Origin of the sequence: Limnohabitans sp. T6-5, from assembly GCF_003063315.1 — a bacterium.
Classification (GTDB): Bacteria; Pseudomonadota; Gammaproteobacteria; order Burkholderiales; family Burkholderiaceae_C; genus Limnohabitans_A.
On sequence record NZ_NERV01000003.1, the window covers coordinates 145,875 to 161,956 of the forward strand.

Consider the following 16,082-nt stretch of genomic DNA (forward strand, 5'->3'; position numbering starts at 1 on the left):
GGGCTGAAGCCGCCGACCTACGGAGACAAGTTCTTGTAGGTCGGTGGCTTCAGCCCCGACAAAGGCTTTTGAATGTCATGAATCGCTATCATCCGGATATGCGCATAAATGTTTCACTAAAATTTTAGAAATTAGCCGAATAAAAATGCAGATGAGCCATTCAACCCCGGACATTGACCGCACCGATCGCCGCATCCTGGACCTGCTGCAACGCGACGGCCGCATCAGCAACTTGAAGCTCGCCGAAGGCGTGGCCCTGTCGCCCACGGCGGTGCTGGCGCGGGTGCAACGCCTCACGCGCGAAGGCTTCATCCTGGGTTACGAGGCGCGGCTGAACCCGCTCAAACTGGGCGCGGGGATGATGGTGTTTGTGGAAATCCTGCTCGACCGCACCAGCCCCAATGTGTTTGAGCAGTTCAAGGCGGCGGTGCAGGTGCGCCCCGAGATCATGGAGTGCCACATGGTTGCCGGGGGCTTTGACTACCTGCTCAAAACCCGCGCCGCCGACATGAACGCCTACCGCGAATTTGCGGGCACCGTGCTGTGGCAACTGCCCGGCGTGCGCGAGACACGCACCTACGCGGTGATGGAAGAGGTCAAGAACACGACGGCGTTGGCCTTGTAATGGGTTGCGTCGGATCTGTGCGTGTCAGGCTTGGGTGAGCGCATCGACAAATGCAAGTCCGCCGCATTCAGCAAGGCCAGCAATGTTTGGGTGGGCTTGCCCCGTGCCGTCACACGCAGAACAGGCGCAGCGCACGGGCGATTTCTGTCATGGCAGGTCGATGAGAAGGGGTGTTTGACAGACATGCACGAACCAAGGCGTCCCAATCAGATGCTTGGTTTGAATGCGCGCCCAACTCCTCGAGCAAACAGCCCATGGCCCGCACTTCCAGTGCCAGCAAGCTCTGGCGCAGTTCGGGCTGCTCCATCGGCAACCGCGTGGCCGCGCCAAAGTCGCCCAAACGGGCCTGACCGTGCACCGGGTCGATCAGGATGTTGTGGGCGTACAGGTCGCCATGCATCACGCCGCGCTGGTGCAGGTGCGCCAGTGCATCGGCCACATCGCGGGCGATGCCCAGGGCCAATGCGGCTGAGAGCTTGAAGCCCGGTGGGTACACATCGCGGGTGCAGCTTTGCAGACTGGGCGGCCCCGCCAGATTGACGTGTGCGGCGGGAATCAGCGGCATCAGCAAACCCTGCGCCTGCGTGGGGTGGTCCGTGAGCCGTGCCACCGGGGTGGTCAGGGCCGGGTGCTGACCTGCGGCCAGGCAGCCGGCCAGCTCGTCTTCGGGCAGGCCATCACTGGTGACCGCCCCTTTGAACAACTTGAGCGCCAAGGCGTGCGGCCAATCCGTGGCCAGCACTTGGTAAATGTGGCCCGAAGCCCCTTCGCCCAGCAATGGGCCGTGTGTCAGATCGGGCCAGGCGATGCTCGGCAAGTCGGACCCTGCGGGACAAACCCAGCCCATGTCATTGCCTGCCAAGGCGAGCCAGGACAGACGCGGCAGTTCGGTCAGCCAAGCAGGCACCTCGGTCAGGCGGTTGGCCGACAGGCGCAGCAGCTCCAGTTTTTGAGCAGCTTGCAGACTGTCCGGCAATTGCGTGAGTTGATTGCCCGCCAGCATCAGCTTTTGCAAAGCCGGTCGCTGGCCCAGTTCAGTGGGCAAATCACTCAGCGCGTTGTCGGTCAGGATCAGCCAGCGCAAGGCAGGCGGCAGCGCGGCGGGCGGCACATGCGCAATGCGGTTGGCCTTGAAGCCGACCACCTGCAAACTGGGGCAATCGCCCAGCACTTCGGGCAGCACCTCAAAGTCGTTGTCCGAGGCAAAAAACACCTGCAACTTGTGCAGTTGGCTCAGTTGGTGCGGCAAATCGCGCAGCCGATTGCCCGTGAGGTTGAGCACCTCCAGCGTGTCGGCCAGGTCAAAAATTTCACCCGGCAATTCGGTCAAGCCACAAGCCAGGTCCAGGCGGCGCGTGCCCGCCAGCGCGCCGCTGCGCAGTTGTTCAAGGGTGTGCATGCCGGAAATTGTGTTCAGGGTGTGTCGTCACAAGGGGCTTGATTGTGACGTGTGAGCGCTTCGCGCTTTGGCGGGGTGCAAGCCAAGTCGGACGCTTCGAGTACCGACCCACGGGGAGGCGGTGTACCGGCACGGTCATGGGATGCCATCGATGCTTTTGTAGGTCGGTGGTCGCAGACCCCGACACATGCTTGCTCACCGTCACTACCTGCAACAGGGCTGGCACTGAACCACTATTGATCCGGCCCGATGAAGTTTGCAAGAACGCTTTTTTGTAGGAGCGGCGCCCTCGCCGCGATTGAGCCTCGCAGACCACCACCCATCGCCCCGAGGGCAGGGCTCCCACACTGATCGTTGTGCCCAAGAAAAGCCGTTGACTTCAAACTTCACAGGGCCGGATCAATAACGTCGGACTCTTCGAGTGCCGACCTACGGGGAAGTGGTCACGGGTAGGTGGTTTCCACAAACGCCAGCACCGCCTCCAGCATGCGCCGCACATGGGGCTGCACACCCGCGGCCACCTCGGGCAAATAGTCAAACGGCCAGATTTCCTGCATGTAGCTGCACTGCGTCATCTCTAGCTGCACCGCGTGGATGCCTTGCGCCGGGTTGCCGTATTGACGGGTGATGTGCCCGCCCTTGAAGCGGCCATTGAGCACGGCGGTGTAGCCCGGAGCCGCCTGTCCAATGGCCAGCAATTGCTCGGCCAGCACAGGGTTGCAACTGGCACCGTTGGCGGTGCCCAGGTTCAGGTCGGGCAAGCGGCCTTCAAAAAAACGCGGCAGCACCGAGCGGATGGAGTGCGCGTCCCATAAGGCGGCCACGCCGTGCTGGGCCTTGATGCGGGCCAGTTCTTGCGCCAGTTGCGCGTGGTAAGGCTGCCAGATGGCCTCACGGCGCTCGGCAATTTCGGACTCGTCCGGCACATCGGCCGGGTCACGGTACAGCGGCTGATCATCGAACAAGTCCACCGGGCACAAGCCCGTCACGCTTTGCCCGGGGTACAGGCTGGCCCCGTCCGGCGGGCGGTTCAAGTCGATGACAAAGCGCGAATGCGTGGCCACCAGCAAAGAGGCACCCAACTCATCAGCGAAGTCGTACAGGCGCTCCAGATGCCAGTCGGTGTCGGGCACGCGCCGGGCTTCGTCGGTGAGGCGTGCAGCCAGTGCGGGCGGCACATGCGTGCCCACATGCGGCATGGAAATCAGCAACGGGCGTGTGCCTTGGCGAAAACGAAAAGCAGGTTCGGTGGTTTGAAAAGTCATGGCGTCTTCTCCAGCAATTGTTGGCGTGCGGTCACCAGGCCGCTCAGGGCCGTGTCGTGCAAAGCATGTCGACCCGATTGCACCTGCACCCGGCCGGCCACCCACACCTGCTGCAAGGCCGATTGGCGGTGGCTGGCAAACACATGGGCCGACAGCATGGCCTCGGGCGTAGGCAGGTCGCGCAGCAGTGGGTGCTGTGCATCCAGCACCGCCATGTCGGCCTGCTGGCCCACAGCCAAACCGGCCACCGGGCGTGCACTGGCTTGAGCGCCGCCGGCCACCGCTTGCAAGGTCATGGATGTGGCCACCGAGGGCTGCGCTGCGCTGGCCAGCACATTGCGTTGGCGCGTGGCCAAACGTTGGCTGTATTCGAGTTGCATCAACTCTTCAGCAGCGTTGACACAAGCGTGGCTGTCCGAGCCCACGCCCCAGCGCCCACCGGCTTGCAGCCAAGTGGGGGCATCAAAAATGCCATCGCCCAGGTTCGCTTCGGTGCTGGGGCACAGGCCCGCCACAGCGCCCGTGCGGGCGGCGCGGGTGCTTTCCTCGGGGCTCATGTGGGTGGCGTGCACCAAGCACCAACGCGCATCGACCGGGGCGTGCTCAAGCAGCCACTGCACCGGGCGCTGCCCACTCCAAGCCAGGCAGGCATCGACCTCGGCGGTCTGCTCGGCAATGTGGATGTGCACCGGGGCCGTGGCATCCAGTGCGTGCAAGCCGGCCAGCGCTTCACGCAAGCTGTCGGGGGGCACGGCGCGCAAGGAATGGGGCGCCAAGCCCAGGCGTGCACCTTGCAACTCGCACAGCGGTTGGAGCTTTTGCAACAAGGCCAGCATGTTGTCGGTGGAGCGGATGAAGCGGCGCTGGCCAACGCTGGGCGGTGTGCCGCCAAAGCCACTGGTCTGGTACAGCACGGGCAACAAGGTCAGGCCCATGCCTGTGCGGGCAGCCGCTCGCAGCAGGCACATCGACAAAGCGGCATCGTCGGCGTAGGGGCGGCCCTCTGGGTCGTGGTGCACGTAATGGAATTCGCACACGCTGGTGTAACCGGCCTCCAGCATCTCCACATACAAACCTGTGGCGATGGCCTCCAGTTGTTCGGGCGTGATGGCCGCTGCAAAGCCGTACATCAGGCTGCGCCAGCTCCAGAAGCTGTCTTGCGCGGCACCCCTGTATTCGGTGAGGCCGCCAAACGCCCTTTGAAACGCATGCGAATGCAAATTGGGCATGCCGGGCACGACGGGGCCACTGGCGCGTGCGGTGCCTTCAGGGCAAGTGACCTGCGCTTTCACACCCGTGATCACGCCTTGGTCGCTCCAAGACAAGAGCACATCATGCGCCCAACCCGTGGGCAACAAGGCGTGTTCGGCAAACAGGCTGTGGTCGTTCATGGGGCGCTCCGCTGCACGCGCATGCCGTCGACCGTCAAACGGCCCTGGCGCACCACGCTGCAGGTCGGGCGCTGGCCCAGCCAATAGACCAGTTCTGCCACATCGCCCAAAGGCCAGAGCACGAAGTTGGCTGGGCAGCCGACCGCGATGCGGCCATGTGTGGCCTGCAAGCCCAGCGCCTGCGCCGCATGGCGGGTTACGCCCGCCAGCACTTCGGGCACCGTCAAACGGAACAAGGTGCAGGCCATGTTGAGCATCAACAGCAAACTCAAGGCGGGCGAAGTGCCCGGGTTGTGGTCGGTGGACACCGCCATGGGCACGCCAGCAGCACGCAGTGCAGCAATGGGCGGCATGTGGGTGTCGCGCAATGTGTAATAGGCGCCGGGCAAGAGCACCGCCACCGTGCCCGCTTGCCGCATGGCGGCGATGCCTTCGGCGCTCAGGTGTTCGATGTGGTCGCACGACAGCGCGCCGTAACGTGCCGCCAGCGCCGAGCCGCCCATGTCCGACAGCTGCTCGGCATGCAGCTTGACCGGCAAGCCCAGCGCTTGCGCCGCCTGAAAAACCTGCTCGGTCTGCGCCAGGGTGAAACCGATGGTTTCGCAGAACACGTCCACCGCATCCACCAGGCCTTCGGCCGCCAGCGCGGGCATCATCTCTTCACACACCAGACGGATGTAGTCGTCGCTGCGCCCGGCGTATTCGGGCGGCAGCGCGTGCGCGCCCAAAAACGTGGTGCGCACCGTGACGCCAAACACCTCGCCCAAGCGCCGGGCCACGCGCAGCTGTTTGCGCTCGTGCGCCAGGCTCAGCCCATAACCCGATTTGATCTCGATGGCGCAAACGCCTTCGGCCAGCAAGGCTTGCAATCGGGGCACAGCGGCGTCGAACAATTCTTGTTCGCTGGCCTCGCGTGTGGCCTTGACGCTCGACACAATGCCGCCCCCGGCACGCGCCACTTCTTCGTAGCTGGCCCCGGCCAGACGCATGGCGAATTCGTTGGCCCGCTGCCCGCCGTACACCAGGTGCGTGTGGCAGTCGACGAGGCAGGGCGTGACCAAGGCGCCTTGGCCGTTGTGTTGGGGCAGTTGCCGATATGCGTCTGGCAAATCGGCATGTGCGCCCACCCAGGCGATGTCGCCTTGCGCCACCACGATGGCCGCATCGGGCACGGCTGGTGTACCTGCACCCAAGGCCTCGGGGGCCAGTTGCAAGTGATGCCAAACGCCGTCGGCGCTGGGCCATACATCAGGGGACAGTGAAGTGCTCATGTTCAATGAAAGTGAAGTGTCAAGGCCAGCAGCGCCGGGTCATCGCCTTGCGGCTGCAAGCGCCACGCCGGACTGGCTTCAGACCACCACAGGCCTTGCTGCGGCGCGAGCGTTTGCGCATGGGCACCTTCCAGTTGCCAGTGCCCTTGCACCGCCATGAGCAGGCCCTGCGACGTGGCAGGCCAGTCGCAAGCACTGCGCAAAACCTGCAGTGAAGCGCTGCACGCGCTGCGCCGGGTCATGACGTTGAAATCGTGGCAGTCGCCCGCCAGCAAGCGGGCATGGATGGGCGCTTCGCCCGCAAACGCCAACGGGGCCAGCGGCGTGTCCAGCCGGTGATCCACCTCGCCCCCCTCGCTGAGCAAATGCACGCCGCCGCCGCTCAGCAAAGTGATGATGCGGTCCACACCCGGAAAGGCCGAAAACGGCCCGTCGCTGGCGATGTGCGCAATGCTCACGCGCCAGTCAAAATCGTTCATGCCTGCACCGGGTGGAAGGCAGACGATTTCGTGTGTGACGCCGCCGCCGTTCTTCCAGGGCATGGCCGGCAAATCCTGAACATCGAATCGGTGCAGTGTCATGGCTTGTAGATCCGGCTTTGTGAAGTAGTCAATGGTCAAAGATGTTGTAGGTCGGTGGCTTTAGCCCCGACGTGCAGCCTGCGCCGACGCCATCCATGTCGGGGCTGAAGCCGCCGACCTACGAGGTGACAGTGCATTGATTTCAATCGTCATCGCGCCGGATCAAGAGAGGGGTTGGACAAATTCAACGGCGCGACAAAATCGCCTGCAAAAAGCTGCGGGTGCGCTCTTGCTTGGGCTGGCTGAAGATGGTTTCAGGCGGCCCGGACTCGACGACCATCCCCGCGTCCATCACCACCACCAAATCAGCCACCTCTTTGGCAAAGTCCATTTCGTGCGTGACCACCATCATGGTCATGCCTTCGCTGGCCAGAAGTTTCATGACCTGCAGCACCTCGCCCACCAGCTCCGGGTCCAGCGCCGAGGTGGGTTCATCAAATAGCATGACACGCGGCTGCATGGCCAGCGCACGGGCAATCGCCACGCGCTGCTTTTGTCCGCCCGACAAACTCGCAGGCATGGCATCGGCCTTGTGGGCCAAGCCCACTTTGTCGAGCAAGGCCAGGGCCTGAACCTCGGCTTGCGCTCGGCTTTGTCCGCGCAGCTTGCGGGGTCCCAGGGTGATGTTGTTCAGCACCGTCAGATGCGCAAACAGGTTGAAGGACTGGAAGACCATGCCCACCTCTTCGCGCAAGGCGTTCAGCTGGGCTTCGGGCAGCATGCGCCCCTGATCCACCAAGGTTTGGCCGCAAATGTCGATCTGTCCGGCTTCGGCTTGCTCCAGTCCGTTGCAGCAGCGCAGCAAGGTGCTTTTGCCTGAACCGCTGGGGCCAATGACCACAACCACCTGCGAAGGCAGCACGTCCAAGTCAATGCCTTGCAAGACCGGCTGTGCACCAAAGGACTTGTGCAGGCCACGAATCCGGACGATGGGGTCCCTGTTGTGTGATGACATGTTCATTGCACCATGCCCCCCACGCGCAAGCGTTGCTCCACATGGCGAAGCGCCAGCGTGGTCAAACCCGTCAACACGAAATACATGAGGGCGATGGCCAGATACACCTCCAACGAGCGGTAAGACACGCTGATGATTTTCTGGCCCTCGTGCATCAGGTCATGGATGGTCAGCAAGGACACCAAAGCCGAGTTCTTGATGAGCGCAATGAACTCGTTGCCCAGCGGCGGAATCATGCGCACCACCGCCTGCGGCAAGATCACGTTCAGCATGGCTTGGCGCGACGACAAACCAATCGAGCGCGCCGCTTCCATCTGGCCCCGGTCAATCGACTGGATCGCGCCACGCACAATCTCCGACACATAAGCGCCCGAGTAAATGCCCAGCCCCAGCACGCCGCACAAAAAGGCCGGCAGCATGATGCCAAATTGCGGCAAGCCAAAAAACAAAATGAACAGCTGCACCAGCAAGGGCGTGCCACGGATGACGGCCAGGTAGGCGGTGCACAGGCTGTAGAGGATGCGGCGCTCGGGGTGCAATCGGCCGATGCCAATGAGCAAACCGAGCACGCAACCCAACAGCAAGGACACGCTGGTGACTTGCACCGTCACCAGCGCGCCTTGCAGCAGTTGCGGCCAGCCTGCCCAGACCGGAGAAAAATCAAGATCCATGGGGTACTGCTGAGGCCAGTGTTTTTATTTGTTGCTGAACCATTTTTTGACGATGGCCGCATAGGTGCCATCGGCCTTGAGCTTGGCAATGGACGCATTGACCGCTTTGGTCAGCTCGGGCGTGTCTTTGCGCAAGGCCATGCCGTATTCCTCGGTGGTCAGCTGCTCATCGAGCACGCGCAACCCCCCCCGGGTGCGCACGTACTGGAAGGCGGCAGGCTTGCCGGTCACGGCCGCATCGGCACGGCCGATGTCCACCAGGTTGAACATCTCTTGGTTCTTTTCCACTTCAACGCGTTGCACTTTGGGGAATTTTTCAGCCAGGTAGCTCACCGACTTGGTGCCCACCTGCACACTCACCTTTTTGCCGTCCAGATCGGTCAGCTTCTTGATGGCCGCGTTGTTGTCCTTGACCATGGCCACCAGACCACCTGCGTAGTAGGGCTCGGTGAAGTCCACCACCTTTTTGCGCTCGTCGGTGATGTAGATGGCCGAGACGGCCATGTCAAAACGCTTGGACATCAAACCGGGAATCAGGCCCTTGAAGTCGATGTCAATCCACTCGATCTGTTTGCCCATGGTTTTGGCAATGGCTTCCATCAGCTCGATGTCAAAGCCCGTGCGCTTGCCGTTGTCCACGAACTCCATGGGCGGGAAGGTGGCATCGGTGCCCACGCGCAAGATGTTGTCTTGGGCGTGGCCCACGCTGGCACCCAAGGTGGCCAGGGTCAAAGCGGCAGAAATGAAATGGCGGCGCAGTGTCATGCAAAAGTCTCCAGAAGGTTGAAGGGGTCAGGATAGGTCAATGCACAGAGGGCGTCATCGGGGAATTCACCCGGGCTCACTTGATCATGGGCAGCTTCAGCCCCTGCTTTTTGGCGGTGGCCACAGCCAGCTCGTACCCAGCATCGGCGTGGCGCATCACGCCCGAGGCGCTGTCGTTGACCAGCACACGCGCCAGGCGCTCGGCCGCCGCGTCTGTGCCGTCGGCCACGATGACCATGCCCGCGTGCTGCGAATAGCCCATGCCCACGCCACCGCCGTGGTGCAGACTGACCCAGCTGGCGCCGCCTGCGGTGTTGAGCAGGGCATTCAGCAGCGGCCAGTCGCTCACGGCGTCGGTGCCGTCTTTCATGGCTTCGGTCTCGCGGTTCGGGCTGGCCACCGAGCCGGTGTCCAAGTGGTCGCGCCCGATCACGATGGGGGCTTTGAGTTCGCCTGTACGCACCATCTCGTTGAAGGCCAGACCGGCCAGGTGCCGCTCACCCAGGCCCAGCCAGCAAATGCGTGCAGGCAGGCCCTGAAAGCTGATGCGTTCACGCGCCATGTCGAGCCAGCGGTGGGTGTGCGTGTTGTTCGGGAACAGTTCCTTGATCTTGGCGTCGGTTTTGTAGATGTCTTCGGGGTCACCCGACAAAGCCACCCAGCGGAACGGGCCCTTGCCTTCGCAGAACATGGGGCGGATGTAGGCGGGCACAAAGCCAGGGAAATCAAAGGCGTTGCTCACGCCATGGTCAAACGCGACCTGGCGGATGTTGTTGCCGTAATCCACCGTGGGAACGCCCATGGCCTGGAAGTCCAGCATGGCCTGCACCTGGGTGGCGCAGCCTTGTGCGGCTTCGGCCTTCAGCCGGGCGTGCTGTGCGGGGTCGTGTTGGGCGGCTTTCCACTGCGCCACGGTCCAGCCCGGGGGCAGGTAGCCGTTGATCAGGTCGTGCGCCGAAGTTTGGTCGGTCACCAAATCGGGGCGCATGCCGCCGGCCTTCGCCCGACGCACCAGCTCGGGCAGGATGTCTGCCGCGTTGCCCAGCAGGGCAATCGAGATCGCCTCTTTGGCGGCAGTGTGCTGCGCGATCAAGGCCAGGGCCTCGTCCAAGTCTTTGGCCTGCTTGTCCACATAGCGCGTGCGCAAACGGAAGTCGATGCTGCTTTGCTGGCATTCAATGTTGAGCGAACAAGCACCGGCCAGCGTGGCGGCCAAGGGCTGTGCACCGCCCATGCCGCCCAGACCGGCCGTCAAAATCCAGCGGCCTGTCCAGCTGTTGTTGTAGTGCTGGCGACCCGCTTCCACAAAGGTCTCGAAGGTGCCTTGCACGATGCCTTGGGTGCCGATGTAAATCCATGAACCTGCGGTCATCTGCCCGTACATGAACAGGCCCTTGCGGTCGAGTTCGTTGAAGTGTTCCCAATTGGCCCATTTGGGCACGAGATTGGAGTTGGCGATCAGCACACGCGGCGCGTTGGCGTGCGTCTTGAAGACGCCCACCGGTTTGCCCGATTGAATGAGCAAGGACTCGTCTTCGTTCAGGTCTTTGAGCGAAGCCAGGATCTGGTCAAAACAGGCCCAGTCGCGGGCGGCGCGGCCAATGCCGCCGTACACCACCAGGCTTTGCGGGTTCTCGGCCACTTCGGCGTCCAGGTTGTTCTGGATCATGCGGTAAGCGGCTTCGGTGACCCAATTCTTGCAAGTGAGCGTGCTGCCACGCGGCGCACGCACCACGCGGGTCGGGTCGAGGCGAGGGTCGATGGAGGGGGTCATGGGGTCTCCTTGAGGGTGAGCAAATGGCTATGTAAAAGTTGTTCAGCGCAGGCCGGGCAAATCAAGGCCCGAGCCGCTTTGCAGCAAGGCTCCGCTTTTGACCATGTCGATGGCGGCCTGCATGTCGGGCTGGATGTGTCGGTCGTCGTTCAGGTGCGCCACGCGTGTGCGCAGCAAAGCCATGGCGGCGGCCAGGGGCGCGCTGGTGTGCAGCGGCGCATGAAAATCGCAGCCCTGAGCGGCGGCCATCCACTCGATGCCGATCACGGCCATGGCGTTATCGGCCATGGGCAGCAGGCGGCGCGCACCGTGCGCTGCCATGGACACATGGTCTTCCTGATTGGCCGAGGTGGGGATGGAATCGACACTGGCCGGGTAGGCACGTTGCTTGTTTTCTGAGACGAGCGCAGCAGCTGTGACCTGCGGGATCATGAAGCCCGAGTTCAGGCCCGGCTTGGGTGTGAGGAAAGCGGGCAGTCCCGACAGCGCCGGGTCCACCAGCATGGCGATGCGGCGCTCGGCCAAAGAGCCGATTTCGCAAATGGCCATGGCGATCATGTCGGCGGCAAAGGCCACGGGCTCGGCGTGGAAGTTGCCACCCGACAAAGACTCGTCGGTGTCGCTGAAGATCAGCGGGTTGTCGGACACGCCATTGGCTTCGGTCTCCAGCAACTGCGCGGCGTTGTGCAGCACATCGAGGCAAGCGCCCATGACCTGGGGTTGGCAGCGCAGGCAATACGGGTCTTGCACGCGTTCGTCGCCTTGCAGGTGCGAGGCCCGGATGGCGCTGCCGCTGAGCAACTGGCGCAAGGCCTCGGCGGTGGCGATCTGCCCCCGGTGTTTGCGCAAGCGGTGGATTCGGGCGTCAAAAGGCGCGTCCGAACCCTTGGCCGCATCGGTGGCCAAAGCGCCGGTGAGCAGGGCCGACTGGAACAGGCGCTCGGCCTCGAACAAACCTGCCAATGCGTTGGCGGTGGAAAACTGGGTGCCGTTGAGCAGGGCCAAGCCTTCTTTGGGCCCCAGTGTCACCGGGGCCAGGCCCGCGCTGGCCAGTGCCTGTTCGGCAGGCAGGCGACCTTGGGGGGTGTCGGCTTCGCCCACACCGATCATCACGGCCGTTATGTGGGCCAGCGGCGCGAGATCGCCCGAGGCGCCCACCGAGCCCTGACCGGGCACCACGGGGATCACACCACGCTCAAGCATGGCGCCCAGCAAAGCCAAGGTCGCAGGCCGAATGCCCGAGGCCCCTTGCGCCAGGCTGGCGATTTTGAGCGCCATCATCAAACGTGTGATGGCCACCGGCGTCGCCTCGCCCACGCCCGCCGCGTGTGACAGCACGATGTTGCGTTGCAAAGTCTCCAGGTCTTCAGCCGGAATGCGCACGCTGGCCAGCTTGCCAAATCCGGTGTTGATGCCGTACACCGGATCGCCCTTGGCCACGATGCGGGCCACGCTGTCGGCGCTGGCTTGCACGGCGCTGGCGCAGGCGGTGTCCAGGGTGGGCGTGGCACCTCGGTAAATGGCGCACCAGTCAGCCAAGGAAACTTGGCCGGGAATGAGTTTTAAAAATGAGGTGGTCATGTTCAATGTCCGTTCATTCAATCAGAGCTTGCTTCCTCAGTGCGCATGCAAGCTTCAGGTGGATAAAGGATTACCGCTGGCGCTGTAGCGGCTGCCCAGCCGATATCGGCTGGCTGGGTGCAGGCAACGCACCAGGGTCACGGGAACACTTTGGGTCCATGTGCGCCGCGTCAGCAACAAGCAGGGCTCACCGGCATCCATTTGCAGGCGCATGGCTTGTTCCTGAGTGGGCAAAACGGCATCGACCACATGTTCAATTTCATCAAACGGCACAGTGCGCACCAAAAATTCAGAGGGCTGCTGCAAGCTGAAGTCTTGCTGCGCAAAATCGGGCACCACTTGCGGGTTCACAAAGCGGTCTTCCAGTTGAATGGGCACCCCGTCTTCAAAGTGCACGCACACCGAATGGAACACCGATGCACCGGTGCGCACTTGCAGTGCAGAGGCCACTTCGAGGGTGGCCGCAACACGCTCGACCACCAGCATTTCACACGCGTAATCGTGTCCTCGTTGGCGGATTTCGCTGGCCAAGTTGACGATATGGAGCAAGGTGGACTGAGGTTTGAGTTCAGCCACAAAACTGCCCACCCCGGGCACGCGCACGACGCGCCCTTGCGCCACCAATTCACGCAAGGCGCGGTTGACCGTCATGCGCGAAATGCCAAATTGCGCCACCAGTTCGTGTTCTGACGGCAAGCGGTCACCTGCGCGCCAAGAGCCATCTTGGATCTTGCGGGTGATGTGATCCTTGACTTGTTGGAACAAGGCCACGGGCTCGCCCTTCACTTGCCTGGTCGGCAGAGCCGGACGGCCTTGTTTGGATGCGAGGGGCGGGGCAAAAGGTGTCATGGGCCAGGCTAAAAAATTCGGGGGGAGGCGTTCAGTGCGCGTCGGCCGCCATGGCTTCGGCACGGATTTCTTCGGTCAGTTGCGCCTTCAAGGCCATGAACTCGGGTGAGGTCTTGATCGTGTAATGCCGAGGGTGCGGAAAATTCACCGCCAGCTCGGTCTTGATGCGACCGGGCCGGGCGCTGAAAACCGCCACACGGTTGGCCATGAAAATCGCCTCGTCGATGTCGTGCGTGACAAAGAGCACGGTTTTTTGCGCCGACTCCCAAATGCCCAAGAGCAGCTCTTGCATCAACACACGGGTCTGGTTGTCCAAAGCGCCAAAGGGCTCGTCGAGCAACAAAATTTTGGGGTCGTTGGCCAACGCGCGCGCAATGGCCGTGCGCTGTTGCATGCCGCCCGACAACTGTTTGGGAAAGTGTTGTTCAAAGCCCCGCAGGCCCACTTTGGCGATGAAGTAATCGGCCCGTTCTTTTTGCGCGTGCTCGGGCATGCCGCGCTCGCGCAAGCCAAAGCGGATGTTTTGCTCAATGGTCAGCCACGGAAACAGCGTGTAGCTCTGGAACACCATGCCTCGGTCGGCGCCCGGGCCTTGCACCGGTGCGCCGTCCAGCAGCACCTGGCCGGTGGTGGGCTGGTCCAGCCCCGCCACGATGCGCAGCAAGGTGGATTTGCCGCAACCCGAGGGGCCGAGGATGGTGACGAAATCGTTTTCGCGCACCTCAAAATCCACCGGCATCAGCGCCTGGGTTTTTTGACCTTTGGGCGAGGTGAAGACGCGCGAGACGCCTTGGATCGACAGTTGGCTGCTCACAATGAACTCCAGGCAAACAGGCGGCGGTTGAGCGCCTTGAAAGCAAAGTCAGACACCAGGCCGATCAGGCCGATGACGATGATGCCGAAGATGATTTGCCCGGTGTTGAGCAGCGCCTGGCTGTCGGTGATCATGTGGCCAATGCCCGAGGAAGAACCGATGAGCTCGGCCACGATCACATAGGTCCATGCCCAGCCCAAAACCAGTCGCAGGATTTCGGCAATCTCGGGCGCGGCGCCCGGAATCAACACCCGCTTGACGATGCCCGACGGCGTGGCGCCCAGGGTGTAAGCGGCTTCGACCAGGTCACGCCGCGCTGCGCCCACGCACACGGCCACCATCAACACGATCTGAAAGACCGAACCGATGAAGATCACCAGCACCTTTTGCAACTCGCCAATGCCGGCCCACAAAATCAGCAGGGGAATGAAGGCCGAGGCGGGCAAATAGCGGCAAAACGACACGAACGGTTCCAGGAAGGCCTCGATCCCTTTGTGCGCGCCCATGGCGATGCCCAAGGGCACCGCCAGCAAGGCGGCCAATACAAAACCGGCCAGCACACGCCAGATGGTCATGGCGATGTCATGGCTGAAATTGAACTCGGTGAACAAGAGGATGGCCTCTTGCGCCATGGTCACCGGGCTGGCCAGAAAAGTGGGCGAGACATAGCCACCCAGCGTGAAAAACGACCAGACGGCAAAGAACACGATGAAAAAACCGATGCCCAGCAACCACTGTGACTGCGTGCGCACCGGCTCCAGTGGAGCCAGTGCACGGCGGCGCGTCGGCACAGCGCTCGGAGGGGCCGAAGTCGGATGTGCGACGCTCATTTTCATTTGATGAAGTTGTTGCTGTACATCACCGAGAAGTCGGTCGGGGCTTTGCGGATCACCCCCGCTTCGAGCAAGATCGCTGCCGAGTCTTTCATGAAGGCTTGCAATTCACCCGCAAAGAACTTCTGGTTGGCGGCCTTGTCTTGCCAGCGCAAATAGGCCGATGACTTGGCAAAGGCCTCGCCGGTTTGTTTGACGGCTGCGCCCATGATCTCGTTGGACTTGGCCGGATCGGCCTTGATCATCTCCAGCGCATCGAAATACGCATTGGCCAGGCCCTGTGCGGCCTTGGGGTTGGCCTTGAGCCAGTCGGGCGAGCAGCCCACGGTGTCCATGACCATGGGGTAGTCGAGCGTGGTGGCCAAAATCTTGCCGGCTTGCGGGTTGGCGCGCACGGTGGACAGGTAGGGCTCATACGTCATGGCCGCGTCGTTTTGACCGGCCACGAAGGACTGGGCAGCCGCCTGAGGCGACAAGGTGGTCAGCTTCACGTCCTTCAAGCTCATGCCGTTCTTGCTGAGCATCCAGGCCAGGCCAAAGAATGGCGCGGTGCCGGGGGCGTCGACGCCGATGGTTTTACCCTTGAGGTCGGCAAAATTGTTGACGTTGCCGCGCACCGCAATGCCGTCGGCGCCATAGGACTTGTCCATCTGGAAAATCTGCACGATGGGCACGCCATTGGTGTTCCAGGCCACATGGGTTTCCACCGTGGTGGCGGCGCACTGCACCGCATTGGAGGCCAGGGCCAGGTGCCGGTCCTTTTGCGGGATCATTTTCAGATCCACTTCGAGCCCATGCTTTTTGAACAAACCGGCCTTGTCGGCCAGCGTGAGCGGGGCAAAGCCGGTCCAGCCGGACATGCCCAGTGCGAGCTTGACCTCTTGGGCCTGAGATGGAATGGCCAAAGTGGCAGTGACCGCACCCGCGAGGATCAGCGAGGCGAATGGGATGTTGGATTTGCGCATGAAGAAACTCCTTGTGTTGATCGACCTCGCAGGGCTTGAACACCCCGGGCCGGATACCGAAGACTCAGGAAAAAGCCATCACTCGCACTTGTATAGACAGGATGGATTGTTCGAAGAAACCGTTCAGGTTGACGAAAGGGTGTTTTCGCTGACCTGCACCAGCATCGACCATCATGCAATCAGTCTTTTTGAGCGACATCAGGAGATGCACCATCTTGTTGTCTATACAAATAAGTGCTAGCGAAGACGATGGAGCGCAGCAGGAACTGTGCCAAGTCGTTGAGGCACGCTACAAAGAGGGGAGATGGGCAGCCCCCGTGAGGGCTGCGACGGCCAAGCGGCC

At 62.4% G+C, this 16,082-nt stretch carries 16 protein-coding genes; 2 read left to right on the forward strand and 14 right to left on the reverse strand.

Annotation, left to right across the window (positions count from 1 at the left end; genetic code table 11):
• Nucleotides 1-151 precede the first annotated feature (151 nt).
• Nucleotides 152-625 carry an Lrp/AsnC ligand binding domain-containing protein gene (locus B9Z51_RS12550; protein ID WP_108375975.1) on the forward strand — a complete coding sequence of 158 codons (474 nt, stop codon included), beginning with the start codon at nt 152-154 and terminating at the stop codon, nt 623-625.
• A gap of 109 nt (nt 626-734) precedes the next feature.
• Here B9Z51_RS12550 and B9Z51_RS12555 read toward each other — a convergent pair whose 3' ends face one another.
• From B9Z51_RS12555 to B9Z51_RS12620, 14 genes are all read right to left on the reverse strand, one after another.
• The gene (locus B9Z51_RS12555) at nt 735-2,024 is read right to left on the reverse strand and encodes a leucine-rich repeat-containing protein kinase family protein (RefSeq protein ID WP_108375249.1); all 1,290 of its coding nucleotides are present in this window, start codon (nt 2,022-2,024) and stop codon (nt 735-737) included.
• Nucleotides 2,025-2,467: 443 nt separating this feature from the next.
• On the reverse strand, nt 2,468-3,289 hold the full coding sequence (gene hutG / locus B9Z51_RS12560; RefSeq protein WP_108375251.1) for an N-formylglutamate deformylase: 822 nt from the start codon (nt 3,287-3,289) through the stop codon (nt 2,468-2,470).
• Nucleotides 3,286-4,680, reverse strand: coding sequence for a formimidoylglutamate deiminase (locus tag B9Z51_RS12565; protein WP_108375253.1), 1,395 nt, complete (start codon nt 4,678-4,680; stop codon nt 3,286-3,288). Before B9Z51_RS12565 ends, hutG begins: the two co-directional genes overlap by 4 nt.
• The gene (hutI, locus tag B9Z51_RS12570) at nt 4,677-5,951 is read right to left on the reverse strand and encodes an imidazolonepropionase (protein WP_108375255.1); all 1,275 of its coding nucleotides are present in this window, start codon (nt 5,949-5,951) and stop codon (nt 4,677-4,679) included. Before hutI ends, B9Z51_RS12565 begins: the two co-directional genes overlap by 4 nt.
• A gap of 2 nt (nt 5,952-5,953) precedes the next feature.
• Nucleotides 5,954-6,532, reverse strand: coding sequence for a HutD family protein (locus tag B9Z51_RS12575; protein WP_108375257.1), 579 nt, complete (start codon nt 6,530-6,532; stop codon nt 5,954-5,956).
• Between the two features lie 184 nt (nt 6,533-6,716).
• Nucleotides 6,717-7,487: an amino acid ABC transporter ATP-binding protein gene (locus B9Z51_RS12580; RefSeq protein WP_108375976.1), complete on the reverse strand. Its 771-nt coding sequence runs from the start codon at nt 7,485-7,487 to the stop codon at nt 6,717-6,719.
• Nucleotides 7,488-7,489: 2 nt separating this feature from the next.
• Entirely contained in the window at nt 7,490-8,158 is a 669-nt protein-coding gene (gene ehuC, locus B9Z51_RS12585; RefSeq protein WP_108375259.1) for an ectoine/hydroxyectoine ABC transporter permease subunit EhuC, read from the reverse strand.
• Between the two features lie 24 nt (nt 8,159-8,182).
• Complete coding sequence (locus tag B9Z51_RS12590; protein ID WP_108375261.1) at nt 8,183-8,923, reverse strand: glutamine ABC transporter substrate-binding protein; 741 nt, start codon at nt 8,921-8,923, stop codon at nt 8,183-8,185.
• A gap of 76 nt (nt 8,924-8,999) precedes the next feature.
• On the reverse strand, nt 9,000-10,697 hold the full coding sequence (gene hutU, locus B9Z51_RS12595) for a urocanate hydratase (RefSeq protein ID WP_108375263.1): 1,698 nt from the start codon (nt 10,695-10,697) through the stop codon (nt 9,000-9,002).
• 42 nt (nt 10,698-10,739) lie between these two features.
• Nucleotides 10,740-12,278: a histidine ammonia-lyase gene (gene hutH, locus B9Z51_RS12600; protein ID WP_108375265.1), complete on the reverse strand. Its 1,539-nt coding sequence runs from the start codon at nt 12,276-12,278 to the stop codon at nt 10,740-10,742.
• 54 nt (nt 12,279-12,332) lie between these two features.
• Nucleotides 12,333-13,127 (reverse strand): histidine utilization repressor, encoded by a 795-nt coding sequence (hutC, locus tag B9Z51_RS12605; protein WP_108375267.1) that lies wholly within the window; start codon nt 13,125-13,127, stop codon nt 12,333-12,335.
• A 31-nt stretch (nt 13,128-13,158) separates the two neighbouring features.
• On the reverse strand, nt 13,159-13,941 hold the full coding sequence (locus B9Z51_RS12610; RefSeq protein WP_108375269.1) for an ABC transporter ATP-binding protein: 783 nt from the start codon (nt 13,939-13,941) through the stop codon (nt 13,159-13,161).
• On the reverse strand, nt 13,938-14,777 hold the full coding sequence (locus B9Z51_RS12615; protein ID WP_199227530.1) for an ABC transporter permease: 840 nt from the start codon (nt 14,775-14,777) through the stop codon (nt 13,938-13,940). The genes B9Z51_RS12610 and B9Z51_RS12615 overlap by 4 nt, the downstream gene beginning before the upstream one ends.
• A complete protein-coding gene (locus B9Z51_RS12620; protein ID WP_108375271.1) occupies nt 14,774-15,739 on the reverse strand; it encodes an ABC transporter substrate-binding protein in 966 nt (321 codons plus the stop codon). Before B9Z51_RS12620 ends, B9Z51_RS12615 begins: the two co-directional genes overlap by 4 nt.
• On the opposite strand from B9Z51_RS12620, the gene B9Z51_RS18270 reads away from it, so the two are divergent.
• Nucleotides 15,738-15,980 carry a hypothetical protein gene (locus B9Z51_RS18270; protein ID WP_146187762.1) on the forward strand — a complete coding sequence of 81 codons (243 nt, stop codon included), beginning with the start codon at nt 15,738-15,740 and terminating at the stop codon, nt 15,978-15,980. The two genes, B9Z51_RS12620 and B9Z51_RS18270, sit on opposite strands and share 2 nt — an antisense overlap.
• Nucleotides 15,981-16,082: the final 102 nt, after the last annotated feature.

Bases quoted from the DNA above. Each gene is read 5' to 3' on its own strand.
- B9Z51_RS12550 (WP_108375975.1), top strand. From the start codon at position 152: ATGAGCCATTCAACCCCGGACATTGACCGCACCGATCGCCGCATCCTG.
- B9Z51_RS12555 (WP_108375249.1), bottom strand. From the start codon at position 2,024: ATGCACACCCTTGAACAACTGCGCAGCGGCGCGCTGGCGGGCACGCGC.
- hutG (WP_108375251.1), bottom strand. From the start codon at position 3,289: ATGACTTTTCAAACCACCGAACCTGCTTTTCGTTTTCGCCAAGGCACA.
- B9Z51_RS12565 (WP_108375253.1), bottom strand. From the start codon at position 4,680: ATGAACGACCACAGCCTGTTTGCCGAACACGCCTTGTTGCCCACGGGT.
- hutI (WP_108375255.1), bottom strand. From the start codon at position 5,951: ATGAGCACTTCACTGTCCCCTGATGTATGGCCCAGCGCCGACGGCGTT.
- B9Z51_RS12575 (WP_108375257.1), bottom strand. From the start codon at position 6,532: ATGACACTGCACCGATTCGATGTTCAGGATTTGCCGGCCATGCCCTGG.
- B9Z51_RS12580 (WP_108375976.1), bottom strand. From the start codon at position 7,487: ATGTCATCACACAACAGGGACCCCATCGTCCGGATTCGTGGCCTGCAC.
- ehuC (WP_108375259.1), bottom strand. From the start codon at position 8,158: ATGGATCTTGATTTTTCTCCGGTCTGGGCAGGCTGGCCGCAACTGCTG.
- B9Z51_RS12590 (WP_108375261.1), bottom strand. From the start codon at position 8,923: ATGACACTGCGCCGCCATTTCATTTCTGCCGCTTTGACCCTGGCCACC.
- hutU (WP_108375263.1), bottom strand. From the start codon at position 10,697: ATGACCCCCTCCATCGACCCTCGCCTCGACCCGACCCGCGTGGTGCGT.
- hutH (WP_108375265.1), bottom strand. From the start codon at position 12,278: ATGACCACCTCATTTTTAAAACTCATTCCCGGCCAAGTTTCCTTGGCT.
- hutC (WP_108375267.1), bottom strand. From the start codon at position 13,127: ATGACACCTTTTGCCCCGCCCCTCGCATCCAAACAAGGCCGTCCGGCT.
- B9Z51_RS12615 (WP_199227530.1), bottom strand. From the start codon at position 14,777: ATGAAAATGAGCGTCGCACATCCGACTTCGGCCCCTCCGAGCGCTGTG.
- B9Z51_RS18270 (WP_146187762.1), top strand. From the start codon at position 15,738: ATGAAGAAACTCCTTGTGTTGATCGACCTCGCAGGGCTTGAACACCCC.
- B9Z51_RS12620 (WP_108375271.1), bottom strand. From the start codon at position 15,739: ATGCGCAAATCCAACATCCCATTCGCCTCGCTGATCCTCGCGGGTGCG.